This is a genomic window from Rhodanobacter denitrificans, from assembly GCF_000230695.2.
GTDB lineage: Bacteria > Pseudomonadota > Gammaproteobacteria > Xanthomonadales > Rhodanobacteraceae > Rhodanobacter > Rhodanobacter denitrificans.
In genome coordinates, this window is sequence record NC_020541.1 from 3821588 (window position 1) to 3839277 (window position 17690).

General features: G+C 66.8%; 12 protein-coding genes and 1 riboswitch. Of the genes, 7 read left to right on the forward strand and 5 right to left on the reverse strand.

What is annotated here, in order from left to right:
• Nucleotides 1-7 precede the first annotated feature (7 nt).
• On the forward strand, nucleotides 8-1006 hold the full coding sequence (locus tag R2APBS1_RS17485) for a polysaccharide deacetylase family protein (protein WP_007513664.1): 999 nt from the start codon (nucleotides 8-10) through the stop codon (nucleotides 1004-1006).
• Nucleotides 1007-1070: 64 nt separating this feature from the next.
• Here the strand turns inward: R2APBS1_RS17485 and R2APBS1_RS17490 are convergent, their stop codons facing one another.
• Nucleotides 1071-2111: a LysR family transcriptional regulator gene (locus R2APBS1_RS17490; protein WP_015448934.1), complete on the reverse strand. Its 1041-nt coding sequence runs from the start codon at nucleotides 2109-2111 to the stop codon at nucleotides 1071-1073.
• A 121-nt stretch (nucleotides 2112-2232) separates the two neighbouring features.
• Between R2APBS1_RS17490 and aceB the strand changes: the two genes are divergently transcribed.
• Nucleotides 2233-3861, forward strand: a complete 1629-nt coding sequence (gene aceB, locus R2APBS1_RS17495; RefSeq protein ID WP_015448935.1) for a malate synthase A — start codon at nucleotides 2233-2235, stop codon at nucleotides 3859-3861.
• 47 nt (nucleotides 3862-3908) lie between these two features.
• Entirely contained in the window at nucleotides 3909-5204 is a 1296-nt protein-coding gene (gene aceA, locus R2APBS1_RS17500) for an isocitrate lyase (RefSeq protein ID WP_015448936.1), read from the forward strand.
• Nucleotides 5205-5306: 102 nt separating this feature from the next.
• On the opposite strand, the gene R2APBS1_RS17505 is transcribed toward aceA, so the two are convergent.
• The 3 genes from R2APBS1_RS17505 to R2APBS1_RS17515 form a co-directional block, all read right to left on the reverse strand.
• On the reverse strand, nucleotides 5307-7103 hold the full coding sequence (locus R2APBS1_RS17505; RefSeq protein WP_015448937.1) for a cation:proton antiporter: 1797 nt from the start codon (nucleotides 7101-7103) through the stop codon (nucleotides 5307-5309).
• 71 nt (nucleotides 7104-7174) lie between these two features.
• Nucleotides 7175-8668: a YifB family Mg chelatase-like AAA ATPase gene (locus R2APBS1_RS17510; protein ID WP_007513654.1), complete on the reverse strand. Its 1494-nt coding sequence runs from the start codon at nucleotides 8666-8668 to the stop codon at nucleotides 7175-7177.
• A gap of 149 nt (nucleotides 8669-8817) precedes the next feature.
• Complete coding sequence (locus R2APBS1_RS17515; RefSeq protein ID WP_015448938.1) at nucleotides 8818-9078, reverse strand: accessory factor UbiK family protein; 261 nt, start codon at nucleotides 9076-9078, stop codon at nucleotides 8818-8820.
• A gap of 180 nt (nucleotides 9079-9258) precedes the next feature.
• Between R2APBS1_RS17515 and glnK the strand changes: the two genes are divergently transcribed.
• Together glnK and R2APBS1_RS17525 are read left to right on the forward strand one after the other, a co-directional pair.
• Nucleotides 9259-9597, forward strand: coding sequence for a P-II family nitrogen regulator (gene glnK, locus R2APBS1_RS17520; RefSeq protein WP_007513650.1), 339 nt, complete (start codon nucleotides 9259-9261; stop codon nucleotides 9595-9597).
• 88 nt (nucleotides 9598-9685) lie between these two features.
• A riboswitch (cobalamin riboswitch) is annotated at nucleotides 9686-9900 on the forward strand.
• Nucleotides 9901-10053: 153 nt separating this feature from the next.
• Nucleotides 10054-12474, forward strand: coding sequence for a ribonucleoside-diphosphate reductase subunit alpha (locus R2APBS1_RS17525; protein ID WP_015448939.1), 2421 nt, complete (start codon nucleotides 10054-10056; stop codon nucleotides 12472-12474).
• Nucleotides 12475-12572: 98 nt separating this feature from the next.
• Here the strand turns inward: R2APBS1_RS17525 and R2APBS1_RS17530 are convergent, their stop codons facing one another.
• Nucleotides 12573-12869, reverse strand: a complete 297-nt coding sequence (locus R2APBS1_RS17530; protein WP_007513647.1) for a GIY-YIG nuclease family protein — start codon at nucleotides 12867-12869, stop codon at nucleotides 12573-12575.
• A gap of 229 nt (nucleotides 12870-13098) precedes the next feature.
• On the opposite strand from R2APBS1_RS17530, the gene R2APBS1_RS17535 reads away from it, so the two are divergent.
• Both R2APBS1_RS17535 and R2APBS1_RS17540 read left to right on the forward strand, forming a co-directional pair.
• Nucleotides 13099-14124 (forward strand): ribonucleotide-diphosphate reductase subunit beta, encoded by a 1026-nt coding sequence (locus R2APBS1_RS17535; protein WP_015448940.1) that lies wholly within the window; start codon nucleotides 13099-13101, stop codon nucleotides 14122-14124.
• 235 nt (nucleotides 14125-14359) lie between these two features.
• Nucleotides 14360-17605 (forward strand): TonB-dependent receptor, encoded by a 3246-nt coding sequence (locus tag R2APBS1_RS17540; protein WP_015448941.1) that lies wholly within the window; start codon nucleotides 14360-14362, stop codon nucleotides 17603-17605.
• Nucleotides 17606-17690: the final 85 nt, after the last annotated feature.

Below are 17690 nucleotides of genomic sequence, written 5' to 3' on the forward strand. Positions count from 1 at the left end.
GAAGCACATGAAGGGATGGCTGCACCTGGCCTGCATCGCGCTCATGTGCCTGTTGCCGGCGGCGACCAGGGCGGCGCCGGCCGTCACGGCATCCCAGGACCGGCGCATCGCGATCACCTTCGACGACCTGCCCTGGGCCAGCCTCGATCCGAACACGCCGCTGCCCGCGCAGGGAACGGTGCCGCCGCGCATCGCAGCCGAGTCCGTGCGCCTGCTGCAGGCGATCGAGGGTACGGGGACACCTGCCATCGGTTTCGTCAACTCCGCGCGTCTGCTGGTCGGCGGCCAGCCGCAAGCGGACCGCACGGCGATGCTCGACGCCTGGCTCGATGCCGGACTGGAACTGGGCAACCACACCGACACCCATGCCGACCTGCACATCGTCGGCATACAAGCCTACGAGGACGACATCCTCGCCTGCGACCGTGTGCTGCGCCCGCTGCTGGCCAAACGCGGCCGTGAACCGCAATGGTTCCGTCACCCTTACCTGCGCACCGGGCGCACGCCGGAGGACAAGGCGGCGATGGGCGCCTTTCTCGCCGCGCACGGTTACCGCATCGCGCCGGTCACGGTCACTAGCTCCGACTGGATCTGGGCCGCCGCCTACGCCAAGGCGCTGGACCGCGGCGATGCCGCCACCCAGGCGAAGCTGCGCGCGCAGTACGTGCCCTACCTGCTGCGCAGGGTGAACTACTTCGAGCACCGCTCGATCAGGCTGCTTGGCTATGCGTTGCCGCAGGTGATGCTGCTGCACGCCAATGCGCTCAATGCCGACACCTACCCCGATTTCGTCGCCGGCTTGCGCGCACGCGGCTACCGATTCGTCGACCTCGACGAAGCCATGCGCGACCCCGCCTATCGGCGCGCGGACAAATTCACCGGCGCGCTCGGCACCAGCTGGATCCATCGCTGGGCGATCGCCGCAGGCAGGTCGTGGAAGTTCTACGGCGGCGAACCGACGTCGCCGAAATGGGTGACCGACCTGGCCGGCGTGCCCCCGGAGTAGCACCCGCCTGCAGGCGGCAGCGCGATACCGCGGCCGGCCACGATGGATGGCCTCGTGATGCGGTTCAGCGCCCCGAATGCCCCGACTCGTCGTAGTCGCGATGGGTCAGCAGGCCGGGCCGGATCAGGTCGACGAAGGCGCGCGCCTCGGCGCTGAGGAACTTGCCCTTGCGCATCACCACGCCGTAGCTGCGCTGCGGGAAGTACTGCTTCATGTTGCGCACGGCGAGGCGCACGTGGTCGGCCGCGGTGATGCAGATGCCGGTGACGATGGAGATGCCCAGGCCCATCGCCACGTACTCCTTGATCACGTCCCAGCCGCCCACCTCGATCGCCACGTGATACGGCACCTGGCGCTGCTGGAACACCAGGTCGACCAGGCGATAGGTGGACAGCCGCTGCGGCGGCAGGATCAGGCCATATGGCGAGATGTCCTCCAGCGTGATCTTCTCTTTCGCCGCCAGCGGATGGTCCGGCGGCAGGATCAGCATCGGGTCGTAGTGCTGCACCGGCGCCCAGGCGATGTCGTTGGGCACGTCCAGCATCGAGCCGACCGCAAAGTCGGCCTCGTCCGCGCGCAGCAGCGCCAGGCCATCCTTGCCGGTGACGTTGGCCAGCTGCAGTTGCACGGCCGGGTGCTGCTCGCGGTAGCGGCGCACCAGCTCGGGCAGCAGGTACTGGATGGTCGAGGTGCCCGCGGCGATGGTCAACCGGCCGGCCTGCAGCCCCTTCACGCGGGCCTGGAAGTCGCGATCCAGCGTGTCCCACCCCTCCACCAGCGGCCGTGCCAGCTCGTACAGCGCCTCGCCCGCGTCGGTGAGGTTGATGCGCCGGCGCCGGCGCTCCAGCAGGCTCACCCCGAGTTCCCGCTCCAGCGCCTGCAACTGCAGGCTGATCGTGGGTTGCGACAGGTACAGCGCCTCGGCGGCGCGGGTCAGCGTGCCCAGCTTCACCACGCTGACGAAGGCACGCAGCTGCTTGTGGCGGTTGCCCTTGTAATAGAAACGGCTGCCGGCGTCGCCCGCATGCCCGCCCGCGCCCTGCTTTTTTGCTGCACTGCGACGCGATTTTTTTGCCTTGTTCAGCGTTTCGGTGGGCTTTTTCATCGAACTTGTTCAATGTGTTGGAATATCAATTGACCATGCTCATAGTAATGATTGAAACATTCACTTTGTCAAATACATGATTCCTGCCTAGCTTCGAGTCATCCAGACACGGAGCGACCCCATGGCAGTCCCGCAGGAACGACTCGATACCGGCAGCGTCGAGATCCACGCCGACCCGGCCGGCTACGCCGGCATCCTGACTCCCGCGGCGCTGGCCTTCCTGGCCCGGCTGCACCGCCGCTTCGAGGCCACCCGGCGGCTGCTGCTGCAGGCCCGCCGCGAGCGTCAGGCCCGTTACGACGCCGGCGACCTGCCGGACTTCCGCGCCGACACCGCGGCGATCCGCGACGGCGACTGGCGCGTGGCGCCGATCCCGGCCGCGCTGCAGGACCGCCGCGTCGAGATCACCGGCCCGGTCGAACGCAAGATGATCATCAACGCGTTGAACTCCGGCGCGAAGGTGTTCATGGCCGACTTCGAGGATTCCTCCTCGCCCACCTTCACCAACCAGCTCGATGGCCAGCTCAACCTGCGCGACGCGGTGAACGGCACCATCGCGTTCACCTCGCCCGAGGGCCGGGAATACCGCGTCAACGACAAGCCGGCGGTGCTGGTGGTGCGTCCGCGCGGCTGGCACCTGCACGACAGGTTCTTCAGCGTGGACGGCGAAGCGGTGGCCGGCGCGCTGGTCGACTTCGGCCTGTTCGCCTTCCACAACGCCCGTGCCCTGCATGCACGCGACCGCGGCCCGTACTTCTACCTGCCGAAGCTCGAGGCGATGGAAGAGGCCGCACTGTGGGACGCGGTGATGGCGGCGGCCGAGGACGAGCTGCAGCTGCCGCCCGGCACGATGAAGGCCACCGTGCTGATCGAGACGCTGCCGGCGGCGTTCCAGATGCACGAGATCCTGCACGCGCTGCGCCGCCGCGCGGTCGGCCTCAACTGCGGCCGCTGGGACTACATCTTCTCGTACCTGAAGACCCTGCGCGGCCATCGCGATCGCCTGCTGCCGGAGCGCGGCCAGGTACAGATGACCGCGCCGTTCCTGAAGGCCTATTCCGAGTTGCTGATCCAGACCTGCCATCGTCGCGGCGCGTTCGCGATGGGCGGCATGGCCGCGCAGATCCCGATCAAGGGCGACGAGGCGGCGAACGAGGCCGCGCTGGCCAAGGTGCGCGCCGACAAGTTGCGCGAGGTGCAGGCCGGCCACGACGGCACCTGGGTGGCGCATCCGGCGCTGGTGCCGGTGGCGCAGGAAATCTTCGACCGGTACATGCCCGCGCCGAACCAGCTCGGCGTGCTGCGTCAGGACGTGCAGGTGACGCGCGAACAGCTGCTCGCCGCGCCGAACGGCACGATCACCCGCGCCGGCTTCGACAACAACGTCGAGGTCTGCCTGCGCTACACCGCGGCCTGGCTGGACGGCCTGGGCTGCGTGCCGATCCACCACCTGATGGAGGACGCCGCCACCGCCGAGATCGCGCGCGCGCAGCTGTGGCAGTGGCTCCGCCACGCCGATGTTCCGGCCGGCGGGGCGCCGGCCGGGGGCGCCCTGGAATTCCCCGACCACGCGCCGATCGACTTCGCGCTGTTCGACCACGCCGTAGCCGTGCACACCCACCGCCTGCGCGACAGCCACCACCCCGGCGCCGCCCGCGCCGACGATGCCGCGGCCTTGCTCAGCGCGATGACCCACGCCGACCAGCTCGGCGACTTCCTCACCCTGCCCGCCTACGACCAGCTCGCCTGACCCGCCCCGGTCCGATCGCCACCCATTTCCGCTTACGGAGCCACGCCATGAAGACCACCCTGCCCACCGCCGAACAAATCACCCTGGACTGGAACAACAACCCGCGCTGGACCGGCGTGCAGCGCAACTACGCCGCCGAAGACGTGGTGCGCCTGCGCGGCACGGTCGCGGTCGAGCATTCGCTGGCCCGCCGCGGCGCCGAGCGGCTGTGGAAGTCGTTGCACCAGGAGGACTTCGTCAATGCGCTGGGCGCGCTCACCGGCAACCAGGCGATGCAGCAGGTCAAGGCCGGCCTGCAGGCGATCTACCTCAGCGGCTGGCAGGTCGCCGCCGACGCGAACGTGGCCGGCGAGATGTATCCCGACCAGTCGCTGTACCCGGCCAACTCGGTGCCGCTGGTGGTCAAGCGGATCAACAACACCCTGCTGCGCGCCGACCAGCTGCACCATGCCGAAGGCAAGGACGACTGCGACTGGCTGGTGCCGATCGTGGCCGACGCCGAGGCCGGTTTCGGCGGCGTGCTGAACGCGTTCGAGTTGATGAAGGCGATGATCGAGGCCGGCGCCGCCGGCGTGCATTTCGAGGACCAGCTGGCCTCGGTGAAGAAGTGCGGCCACATGGGCGGCAAGGTGCTGGTGCCGACCCGCGAAGCGGTCGACAAGCTGAACGCCGCGCGCCTGGCGGCCGACGTCGCCGGCGTGCCGACCCTGCTGGTGGCACGCACCGACGCCGACGCCGCCGACCTGCTCACCTCGGACATCGATGCGAACGACAGGCCCTTCATCACCGGCGAGCGCACCGTCGAAGGCTTCTACCGCGTGCGCCCGGGGCTGGACCAGGCGATCAGCCGCGGCCTCGCCTACGCGCCGTACGCCGACCTGATCTGGTGCGAAACCAGCAAGCCGAACCTGGGCGACGCGCGCCGCTTCGCCGAGGCGATCCACGCGAGATTCCCCGGCAAGCTGCTGGCCTACAACTGCTCGCCCAGCTTCAACTGGAAGAAGAACCTGGACGACGCCACCATCGCCAATTTCCAGAAGGAGCTGGGCGCGATGGGCTACAAGTTCCAGTTCATCACCCTGGCCGGCTTCCACAGCCTCAACTACGGCATGTTCGACCTGGCGCACGGCTACGCGCGCCGCCAGATGAGCGCCTTCGTGGAACTGCAGGAAAAGGAATTCGCCGCCGCCGAGCGCGGCTTCACCGCGGTGAAGCACCAGCGCGAAGTGGGCACCGGCTACTTCGACCAGGTGACCCAGGCGATCCAGCAGGGCCAGTCCTCGACCACCGCGCTGAAGGGCTCGACCGAGGAGGCGCAGTTCAAGCAGGCCTCGGCAGCGTAACGCCAGTCCGGCACAGGTAGGAGCCCGCTCGCGGGCGATGCTCGATCGAGTCCTGAATCCCGCGAAAAGAGCATCGCCCGCCAGCGGGCTCCTACCACTTTGTCACTCGGCGCCGGGTTCGGCCGGCGGCACCAGCGCGATCACCGTCCAGCCCGGCTTCGGCTCCAGCTCGCGCCTGGCCGAGGCCACCCGCAGCGCGCCCTTCTCCTCCACGCCGAACATCAGCACGCTGTTCGAGCCGTATTGCTCGATGAAGTGCGGCCAGTCGAAGGTACTGCTGAGCCGGGTCGTCTTTATCCGCCAGCCTTCGCGCATCATCTCGGCGAAGCGGCCGTGGGTCATCTCCTCGTCGAACAGCGGCGGGGCGAGCAGGCTGCCGGCCAGCGCTGCGCGGTCGGTGTTTTCCTGCGGGGTCAGGTTGCGCAGCCGATACACCTTCTCGCGCCCGAACTCCTGCCGGTAATGCACGCAGGCCAGCGAGTTGCGCTCGCGATGGGTGGAAACCGCCAGCAGCCGGCCGATGCCGGTCAGGTCGAGGTGGCGTTCGGCGTGCGGCGAGGCCGGGTTGCCGAAGAACGTGGCCAGCCCATCCATGCGCGCCTGGCGGATGCCGTCCCAGTCATCGTCGGCCAGCACCACGCGGAAGCCGGCTTCGTCCAGCGCCTTGCCGATCGCGCGGGCGACCTGGTCGGAACCGAAGATCAGCACGCCGCGCGGCTCCGGCTCGGCCACCTTCAACCAGATCGCCAGCGGCCGCGCGGTGGCACTCTGCAGGATCACCGTGCCGATGATCAGGGTGAACACCAGCGGCACCAGCGCTTCCGCTCCGGCTACGCCGAGTGCGCCGAGGCGCAGCGCGAACAGTGCCGACACCGACGCCGCCACGATGCCGCGCGGCGCCACCCAGCCGATCAGCGCGCGCTCGCGCCAATGCAACCCGCTGCCGAAGCTGGCGATCGCCACGGTCAGCGGCCGCACCACCAGCTGCGCGATCACGAACAGGGCGATGCCCGCGCCCAGCATGCCGTCCGGCAGCGGCCAGTGCAGCCGCGCCGCCAGCAGGATGAACAGCAGCGACACCAGCACCGTGGTGAGGCTTTCCTTGAAGTCGAGGATGTCGTCGATATGCACGCCGCGCAGGTTGCCCAGCGCGATGCCCATGATCGTCACCGCCAGCAGGCCCGACTCGTGGGTGATCGTGTTGGATAGGCTGAAGGCGAGCAGCACCGCGGCCAGCACGGCGTAGTTCTGCAGGTACTCGGGGATCATCTGGCGCCGCAGGAAAAACGCCATCAGCCAGGCGGACAGCGCACCGATCACCACCCCGCAGCCGATGGTGGCCACGAAGATGCCGATGGTGTGGCCTTCCTGGCGCGACACGATTGCCTCGTAGATCAGCACCGCGAACAGCGCCCCCAGCGGATCGATCACGATGCCTTCCCAGCGCAGCGTGTTGGCGATGCGCGCATTCGGGCGCAGCGTGCGCAGCATCGGCGCGATCACCGTCGGCCCGGTCACGCAGGCCAGCGCGCCGAACAGCAGCGCGATCGGCCAGGCCAGCCCGGCGACGAGATGCGCGGCCAGCGCCAGCAGCAGCAGCGAGGCCACCGCGCCGTAACTGACCAGCCCGCGCACCGCCTTGCCGATTCCCGGCAGCTCATGGAAGCGCAGGGTCAGGCTGCCCTCGAACAGGATCAGCGCCACCGCCAGCGACACGCTCGGAAACAACAGCCCGCCGAGCAGCTTGTCCGGATCGAGCACGCCGCTGACCGGACCCAGCACGATGCCGGCCAGCAGCAGGAACAGGATCGCCGGCAGCTTGACCCGCCATGCCAGCCACTGCGCCAGGAAGCCGATCATCAGCATGCCGGCGAGCATCAGGCCCAGCTCGATCGTCATCGCAGTCCCTGGGGAGATCAGACCGCTATCGAAGCATGCACCGGTGGAGACGTCCAGCAGGCAGGCGAAACTCAGAACCTCCGGTATTGCAGCGCTTCGGCCAGGTGCTCGCGCTCCAGCAAGGCGGCGCCGCCGTCGAGGTCGGCGATCGTGCGCGCCACCCGCAGCACGCGGTGGTAGGCGCGCGCGGACAGGCCCAGCCGCTCCAGCGCCGATTCGAACCAGCGGCGCTCGGCCGGCCCCAGCGCGCAGTCGCGCTCCAGTTCGCGCGTGCTGATCTCGGCATTCGGCCGGCCCGCGCGCATCAGCGACTGCCGGCGCGCCTTGAGCACGCGCACGCGCACCGTAGCGGAATCCTCGTCGCGTGCGTTGCGCGGCGTACCCAGCTCGGCCAGCGGCACCGGCGGCACTTCCACGCACAGGTCGATGCGGTCGAGCAGCGGCCCAGAAATGCGTGCGCGGTAGCGCTGGACCTGATCCGGCGTGCACTGGCAGCGCGGGTCGCCGGCATAGCCGCAGGGGCACGGATTCATCGCCGCGACCAGCTGGAACTGGGCCGGGAACGCCGACTGCCGCGCCGCCCGCGAGATCACGATGTGGCCCGATTCCATCGGCTCGCGCAGCACCTCCAGCACGTGCCGGCTGAACTCCGGCAACTCGTCCAGGAACAGCACGCCGTTGTGCGCCAGCGAAATCTCGCCCGGGCGCGGATACGAACCGCCACCGACCAGCGCCACCGCCGACGCGGTGTGGTGCGGCGCGCGAAACGGCCGCCGCCGCCAATGCTTCGGATCAGTGACCTGCCCAGCCACCGACAGCACCGCGCAGGTTTCCAGCGCCTCCGATTCCGACAGCGGCGGCAGGATGCCCGGCAGGCGTTCGGCCAGCATGGTCTTGCCGGTACCCGGCGGCCCGACCAGCAGCAGGTGATGGCCGCCCACCGCGGTAATCTCCAGCGCGCGCCGCGCCTGCAACTGGCCGCGCACGTCGGCCAGATCCGGACCGTCGTCGGCACCGCCGTCACTGGGGATGCCGACCGGCATCGACAGTTCGTGCGCGCCGCGCAGCCAGCCGCACACTTCGGCCAGCGTGTCGGCCACGCGCACATCCACATCGGAGACCAGCGCCGCCTCGGCGGCGTTCGCGCGCGGCACCACCACCCGACGACCACGCGTGCGTGCGCGCAGCAGCGCCGGCAGCACGCCGGAGACGCCGCGCAGGGAGCCGGTCAGCGCCAGCTCGCCGAGAAATTCGCAGTCGTCCAGTTTCTCGCGCGGCACCTGGCCGCTGGCGGCGAGGATGCCCAGCGCGATCGGCAGGTCGAAACGGCCACCGTCCTTGGGCAACTCGGCCGGCGCCAGATTCACGGTGACGCGGCGGCCGGGATACTCGAAGGCGGTATTCTGGATCGCCACCCGCACGCGATCGCGCGCCTCGCGCACCGCGGCCTCGGGCAGGCCGACGATATTGGTGCACGGCAAGCCGCCGGAAAGGTGTACCTCGACCATCACCTGCGGTGCGGCGATCCCTTCCTGGGCGCGGCTGAGGGTGACGGCAAGACTCATGCGGCGGCTGATCGCTGGCGCATGGAGGATGGGTCGCTGACAGAAACGATCATCAAGCGACTCCATCCAGCAGTGCTAATAAATAACCGCCTCCGATCGTTCTCGGGGTGAGGGTGACGGATCGGAGGCGGCTCCCGGGAGGCGGTTTGTCACTGACCCGCGCGGGCAGCCAGCGTGGCCTCCAATTCGGCCACGCGTCGCTCCAATTCGTCGACCTTGGCGCGGGTGCGCGCCAGTACCTGGGACTGGACGTCGAATTCTTCGCGGGTGACCAGGTCGAGGCGGCGCAATCCCTGCGCCAGAACGTCCTGGAAGTTGGTTCGCAAATCCTGATGCACCTGTGCCACCCCTGGCGGTACCAACGACACAAGTCGCAGGGCAATCTTGTCGATATCCTGCCTATCCATCATGAATAGCGCCTCGAGCTCGTCGAGGTAAATACTAGGTGAAGGGAAATCGGGCGCGCCATCGGTATGCTCCGTCAAAAGCTGTAGGGATTGTCCTACAGGTGCCGCGCGCGACGCGACATTGCTCCATCGTGCAGGCAAAATGCGGCCTCGACCCAACCGATATCTTTCAAGGAACCATCCATGAAGCTCGTCGTGGCGATCATCAAGCCGTTCAAGCTGGACGACGTGCGCGAAGCGCTGGCCGAGGTCGGCGTACAGGGCATCACGGTCACCGAAGTGAAGGGTTTCGGCCGCCAGAAGGGCCATACCGAGCTGTATCGCGGCGCCGAGTACGTGGTCGACTTCCTGCCCAAGATCAAGCTGGAGGTGGCCGTGGCCGACGATCAGCTCGATCGCGTGATCGAGGCGATCCAGTCTTCCGCCCGCACCGGCAAGATCGGCGACGGCAAGATCTTCGTCAGCACGCTGGAGCAGGTGATCCGCATCCGCACCGGCGAGCTGGATCACGACGCGCTATAACCCTGCCGCCCCCACGCAGGCACTCGACGCAAGCGGCACGCATATCGACTTATGCACAAGCTGTTGGGTTGACCCTGCCCGGGCCACCCGATATGTTGTGTGCGTCGGTGCCCGATCCGATGCGACATCGGTCGGGCTCAAAAGGGAATCCGGTGTAACTCCGGAACTGCCCCGCAGCGGTAAAGCGGAAACGAAAGCGCCCACATGCACTGGCCCTCGGCGGCTGGGAAGCGGGCGCAAGTAGGCGGATCACCTCGATCCACGTCCGCAAGTCCGAAGACCTGCCGGCACAGCGGGACGAGCGTGTCCCGCTGCGTAGTGACGGCTTCCGCGGGGAAGTGCGTCGTGGAGCCGGTTGCCGTCGGGCGACCGGCTGGCGCGTCGCCCCCGGACTCCGTCGCTATCAGGCCCTGCGCGCGGGAGCAGGCGTTTGATGTCCAGCCGGAGCCACCTGCCATGCAAGCCCTCGATACCGCCGCGCGCGCCAATACTCCCGTCGCCAGCGAAGCCGACCCCGCGTTCGCGCTGACCCCGCCACACAACCCAGCGCAGATGCGCGTGACCAAGCGCAACGGCGGCCAGGAGGCCGTCGACGTCAACAAGATCGTGCGCGCGGTGACCCGCAGTGCCGAGGGCCTGCACGGCGTTGATCCGTTGCGCGTCACCCTGAAAACCATCGGCGGCCTGTACGACGGCGCCACCACCGCCGAACTGGACCAGCTCTCGATCCGCATCGCCGCCGCGCTGACCGCGGAGGAACCCGAGTACGGCCAGCTCGCCGCCCGCCTGCTCGGCGCGTACATCGACAAGGAGGTCAGCGGTCAGGAAATCCAGAGCTACTCGCAGTCGATCGCGCGCGGCACGGAGCTCGGCCTCCTCAACGAGCGCCTGCGCGATTTCGTGGCCGCCAACACGCGCAAGCTCAACGACGCGATCGACCCACTGGCCAGCCGCCACTTCGAATACTTCGGCCTGCGCACGGTGTACGACCGCTACCTGCTGCGCCATCCGCAGCGGCGCCTGGTGATCGAGACGCCGCAGCATTTCTTCATGCGCATCGCCTGCGCGCTGGGCGGCAACGAGATCGGCGAGACGCTGGAACTCTACCGGCTGCTGTCCTCGCTGGAATACCTCGCCAGCTCGCCCACCCTGTTCAACGCCGGCACCGCGCACGAGCAGCTCAGTTCGTGCTACCTGCTCGACTCGCCGCGCGATTCGCTGGAGTCGATCTACGACAAGTACGCCGACGTGGCCAAGCTCAGCAAGTTCGCCGGGGGCATCGGCCTGGCGTATTCGCGGGTGCGTTCGCGCGGCTCGCTGATCCGCGGCACCAACGGCCATTCGAACGGCCTGGTGCCGTGGCTGAAGACGCTGGACGCGTCGGTCGCCGCGGTGAACCAGGGCGGCAAGCGCAAGGGCGCCGCCTGCGTCTACCTGGAATCGTGGCACGCCGACATCAAGGACTTCCTCGAACTGCGCGACAACACCGGCGACGACGCGCGTCGCGCGCACAACCTCAACATCGCGAACTGGATTCCCGACGAGTTCATGCGCCGGGTCGAGAACGATGGCGAGTGGTCATTGTTCGACCCCAAGGTGGTGCCGCACTTCGTCGACAGCTGGGGCGAGGCGTTCGATGCGGCGTACCGCAAGGCCGAAGCCGATGGCCTCGCCGTGAAAACCGTGAAGGCGCGCGAGCTGTATGCACGCATGATGCGCACGCTGGCGCAGACCGGCAACGGCTGGATGACGTTCAAGGACCGCTGCAACGCCACCAGCAACCAGACGGCCAAACCCGGCAATGTGATCCACCTGTCCAACCTGTGCACCGAGATCCTGGAAGTGAGTTCGGCGACCGAGACGGCGGTGTGCAACCTGGGCTCGGTGAATCTGGCCCGGCACGTCGTCGACGGCGCGTTCGACTTCGACCAGCTCGCCGCCACCGTACGCATCGCGGTGCGCCAGCTCAACCGGGTGATCGACCTCAACTATTACCCCATCGATACCGCACGTACCGCCAACATGAAGTGGCGCCCGGTCGGACTCGGCGTGATGGGTCTGCAGGACGTGTTCTTCAAGCTGCGGCTGCCGTTCGACTCGGCCGAGGCGCTGGCGCTGTCCACGCGCATCGCCGAGGAGATCTACTTCAACGCCTTGTCGCAGTCATGCGAGCTGGCCGAGGCGGAAGGCGCGCACCCCGGCTTCGCCGAAAGCCGCGCCGCGAACGGCGAGTTGCAGTTCGATCATTGGCCAAGCGCCATACCGCACGACGGTGCACGCTGGAACGCCTTGCGCGAACGCATCAAGCAACATGGCCTGCGCAACTCACTGTTGATCGCGATCGCACCCACCGCCACCATCGCCTCGATCGCCGGCTGCTACGAATGCATCGAGCCGCAGGTATCGAACCTGTTCAAGCGCGAGACGCTGTCCGGCGATTTCCTGCAGGTGAACCGTTATCTGGCCGATGAACTGAAGACACTGGGGCTGTGGACGTCCGAAATCCGCGACGCGATCAAGCTGGCGGAAGGTTCGATCCAGGGCATCGCGGCGATCCCCGAACGCCTGCGCCAGATCTACCGCACCGTGTGGGAACTGCCGCAGAAGTCGCTGATCGACCTGGCCGCCGCGCGCGGCGCCTGGATCGACCAGAGCCAGTCGCTGAACCTGTTCATGGAAAACCCGAACATCGGCCAGCTCAGCTCGATGTACATGTACGCGTGGAAAGCCGGCATCAAGACCACCTACTACCTGCGCTCGCGGCCGGCGACGAAGATCGCCAAGACCACGGTGTCGGCGGCGTCCGACCAGGCGCAGGCAAATGCCGCGGTGTTCTGCTCGCTGGAGAACCCCGAGTACTGCGAGGCTTGCCAGTAACCCCCACTCGTCATCCCAGCGAAAGCTGGGATCCAGTGACTTCCACGCACTCCGAAGAGGCACTGGATTCCAGCTTTCGCTGGAATGACGGTCTGGGCTCAGCCGCAAATCTCCGCATACAAATCCCGCCAATACGGATTGGACTTCTCGATGAGCTCGATCTTCCACGTCCGCTTCCACGCCTTGATCGCCTTCTCGCGGGCAATCGCGGATTCCATCGTGTCGCGCACCTCGAACCAGACGAGGCCATGCACGTGATGACGCTGGGTAAAACCAGCGACCACGTTGTTCCGGTGCTGCCAGATGCGTGCAGGCAGGTCGGAAGTGACACCGACGTACAACGTGCCGTTGCGCTGACTGGCGAGGAGATAGACGCATGGCAAGCGCTCGCGCATGGAGGGAATCCATTCCGTCATTCGACCTCGCTGAACGTACCAATGCACCGGCCGTCATCCCAGCGAAAGCTGGAAGAGCTTTACAACAGCGAAGCTGGTCATCCAGAGCCTTTGTCCTACATAACATCGCGACGAAAGCCCCAGTCACTGGATCCCGGCTTTCGCCGGGATGACGAGCCAAGAGCATTTGCGCCCTATCGGCTGCGAAACCACACAAGGAAATCCCACCATGTCCGCCCAACCCGCCCGCAACGCCCACATCCTCGATCCCGGCTTCGAACTCACGTTGCGCCCGATGCGCTACCCCGGCTTCTACGAGATGTACCGCAACGCGATCAAGAACACCTGGACCGTCGAGGAGGTGGATTTCTCGATGGATACGCGCGACCTCGACACCAAGATGTCTGCCGCCGACCGCCACCTGATCCAGCGGCTGGTGGCGTTCTTCGCCACCGGCGACACCATCGTGTCGAACAACCTGGTGCTGAACCTGTACCAGCACATCAACGCGCCGGAAGCGCGCATGTACCTGTCGCGCCAGTTGTACGAAGAAGCGCTGCACGTGCAGTTCTACCTCACCCTGCTGGACGCCTACATCCCCGATCCGGCCGAGCGCAACGGCGCATTCGCCGCGATCGAGACGATTCCGTCGATCCGTCAGAAAGGCGCGTTCTGCTTCAAGTGGATCGACTCGATCCAGGATCTGCCCCAGCTGGAAACGCGCGAGCATCGCCGCCAGTTCCTGCTCAACCTGATCTGCTTCGCCGCCTGCATCGAGGGGCTGTTCTTCTACGCCGCGTTCGCCTACGTGTACTACCTGCGCTCTCGCGGCTTGCTGCACGGCCTCGCCGCCGGCACCAACTGGGTGTTCCGCGACGAGAGCGGGCACATGGCGTTCGCGTTCGAGGTGGTGCGCACCGTGCGCGCGCAGGAACCGGAACTGTTCGACGACGCCATGCGCGCGCAGGTCGAGGAGATGATGGAGGATGCCATCGCCTGCGAGACCCGGTTCGCCGAGGACGTGCTGTCCGGCGGCGTGGCCGGCATGTCGGTGAAGGACATGCGCCAGTACCTGGAGTACTGCGCCGACCAGCGTTTCGTCCAGCTCGACCTGCCGAAGAAATACGGCGCGAAGAACCCGTTCGACTTCATGGACCTGCAGGACGTGCAGGAACTGGCCAACTTCTTCGAGCGCCGCGTCTCGGCCTACCAGGTCGGCGTGCAGGGCGAGGTGGCGTTCGACATGGCGTTCTGAGCCGGCCCGCAGATTCTTGCGATAGCAGTGAAGGCCATTTCCCTCGCCCGGACTGTGCAGGTTTGTCACAGGGCGGGATTAGAATGACGCGCCGATCCGCAGCCGGCAGGCAGCAAGCCCTGCAGCTGCGCTCGTCAGAACCGGGGAAAACCATCGACGATCCGATGCCGCCAGGCCCGGTGCCTGGCGACCGGGCACGGCGATTCTCCCCGCCGTCCAAACTCAAGGATCACCGATGACTACTCCCATCCGCGTCAGAGTGCTGCCGTTCGCGATCGCCTCATTGTTGGCCATGGCGCCGATCGCTGCCCAGAACATCACCACATCCGGCGTCAGCGGCCGCGTGCTGGACGCCCATGGCCAGCCCGTGGCGGGCGCCACGGTGACGATCGTGCACCAGCCGACCGGCACTACCAAGGAAGTGACCACCGACGCCGATGGCCGCTATGCGGCGCAAGGGCTGCGCGTGGGCGGTCCTTTCGAGATCTCCGCGGCCAAGACCGGCATGGCCGCCGTGGAGCAGGACAACGTGTTCCTGCAGCTGGGCCAGCCCTCGTCGATCAACCTGAGCATGGGCGCCGGCGAGCAGCAGGCGCGCAACCTCAGCGCGGTCACCGTGAGCGCCTCGACCCTGGCGCAGACCTTTTCCTCGGACAACAAGGGGCTGTCGACCAACATCTCGCAGCGCCAGCTGCAGGCGACCCCGCAGGGCAACCGCTCGATCGACGACGTGGTGCGCCTGGACCCGCGCGTCACCGTGACCGATCAGGGCACCGGCGCGATCTCCGCCTCCGGCATGAACAACCGCTACAACAACATCGCGGTGGACGGCGTGACCCAGGGCGATCCGTTCGGCCTCAACGCCAACGGCCTGCCCTACCAGAAGTCGCCGATCTCGCCCGAGACGATCGCCGAGTACAACATCTCCACCGCCAACTACGACACGTCTTCCGACGTGGTCGGCGCCGACGTCAACGCGGTGACCAAGTCCGGCACCAACCAGTTCCATGGCGCGGTGTACTACGCCTATCGCAACGCCAACCACCTGGTCGGCGACGCCGGCTGGTTGCCCAGCGGCAATCCGGGCTACCACTACAAGGGCTACCAGAAGGACACCACCTACGGCTTCAACGTCGGCGGCCCGATCATCAAGGACAAGCTGTTCTTCTTCATCTCGGCCGAGCACGAGAAAACCACCGGCATCGGCGCCGACTCGGCCAACGGCCTGGACGACTCGCTGGGCAACGGGCCGTCCACCAGCAACAAGGTTTCCCCGGGCGACCTGCAGAAGATCATCGATGCGGCCAAGCAGTTGGGCCTGACCCCGGGCACGTTCGGCGGCCCGACCGGGCTGACCTACGACGACAAGCGCTACCTCGGCAAGATCGACTGGAACATCACCAACAATCACCGCGCCAGCTTCACCTTCCAGCGCACCAAGGAGCTGCTGCCCGCGGTGGGCGGCAACAGCCCGAGCAGCGTGGGCCTGACCAGCTATACCTATACCAAGACGATCACCACCAACAACTACGTCGCCCATCTGTTCGACGACTGGTCCGACAGCTTCTCCACCGAAGCCAAGGTCGGCTTCCAGAAGTTCGTCCAGGACACCGCTGCGCCCTGGCAGCAGCCGGCGGTGAACGTGAACCTGTCGCCGACCGGCAAGGGACCGTCGGTGAACCTGGGCGAGGAGCGCTTCCGCCACTACAACCACATCGATACCAAGAAGTTCAGCGTGTTCCTCGCCGGCACCTATTACGCCGGCGACCACGCGATCAAGGGCGGCATCGATTACCAGAGCAACAAGATCAACAACCTGTTCGGGCAGACCGAATTCGGCCAGTACAACTTCTGGGGCATCGACAACTTCGCCGCCGGCAACTACAACTCGTACATCCTGTTTCACCCGGCGCCCGGCTACACGCTCAACGACATCGCCGGCAAGTGGACGTACAGCCAGTACAGCCCATTCCTGCAGGACACCTGGCAAGTCAACGAGCAGCTGTCGGTGCAATACGGCGTGCGCGTGGACATCCCGCATTCCAGTGCGCCGCCGGTCTACAACGCCGCGTTCGAACAGGCTTTCGGCTACCCGAACAACTACACGGTGGGCTCGCGCAACCGCGTGGTCGAGCCGCGGCTGTCGTTCAACTACCTGTTCGACAGCAGCTACAAGACCCAGCTGCGCGGCGGCGTCGGCCTGTTCCAGACCTCGCCGCCCACGGTGTGGATGACCAACCCATACCAGAACAACGGCATCACCCTGCTCTCCTACAACACGTTCGATCCATCGCAGGCGGCGTTCAGTCCGGATCCGTTCAACCAGAACATCCCGGCCGGCGGTGGCGCCGGCTCGATCGATACGATCGCCAGGGACTTCCGCCTGCCGACTGTATGGAAGGCCAGCCTGGCGCTGGACCGCGAGTTGCCGTGGTGGGGGCTGACCGCGTCGGCCGAGTACCAGCACATCCAGGTACGCGACGGCATCCTCTACCAGGCGCTGAACTTCGGCGCACCCACCGGCGTGCTGCCGGACGGCCGCGAGCAGTTCTGGAAGACGCCGGGCGAGGCGCCGGTCTCGAAAGACGCGCTGGCCAACCGGAACCGCGCCTTCAGCACGCAGTCGACCCTGCTCACCAATACCCACAAGGGCAAGTCGGACAGCCTCACCCTGGCACTGAACAAGCCCTTCTCGGCGAACTGGTTCGGCAACCTCAGCCTGACCTTCAACCACGCCACCGACGTCGACCCGGGCACCGACACGATCGCCTACAACGGCTACCAGCGCGTCGCCCGGCTGAACCCGAACTCCAACGTCGAGGCCACCTCCAATTACAACGTGGCCAAGACGCTGAAGGCCTCGCTGACCTGGCAGCATGCGTTTTTCGGCGACTACCAGACGCAGGTGTCGGCGTTCTACAGCGGTCGCACCGGCACGCCGTACACCTGGGTGTTCAGCAACGACGCCAACGGCGACAGCGTCTCCGGCTGGGATCCGGCCTACATCCCAACGGCCAACGACCCGAAGGTCGCCTACGCCGCCGGCACCAGCCAGCAGCTGATCGACCAGTTCCAGGCCTTCCTCTCCAGCGAGAAGTACCTGAACGCCCATCGCGGGCAGGTTGCCAACCGCAACGGCGCCCGCACCGCCTGGGTGAACGAGCTGGACATGAGCTTCTCGCAGGAGCTGCCCGGCATCTTCAAGGGCAACAAGGGCGAATTGCGCCTGGACGTGTACAACTTCCTCAACCTGCTCAACAAGGACTGGGGCCAGGTGCGCAACACCGGCATCTACCCGACCCGCAACCTCGCCAGCTACGCCGGCGTGAACGCGCAGGGCCAGTACGTGTATACGCTGCCGAAAGACAAGAACGGCAACTACCAGCCGCAGCAGCTGCAGGTCTATGACGGCGGCTTCTACGACCCCAGCCGCGTGGTGTCGCGTTGGTCGGCGATGCTGACGCTGCGTTACACGTTCTGACCGATCCGCACGCAACAGCAAGTACAAGAAAACCGGCGCCTCGATGGCGCCGGTTTTCTTTGTGTCGCCACGAGCCTCTGCGGTC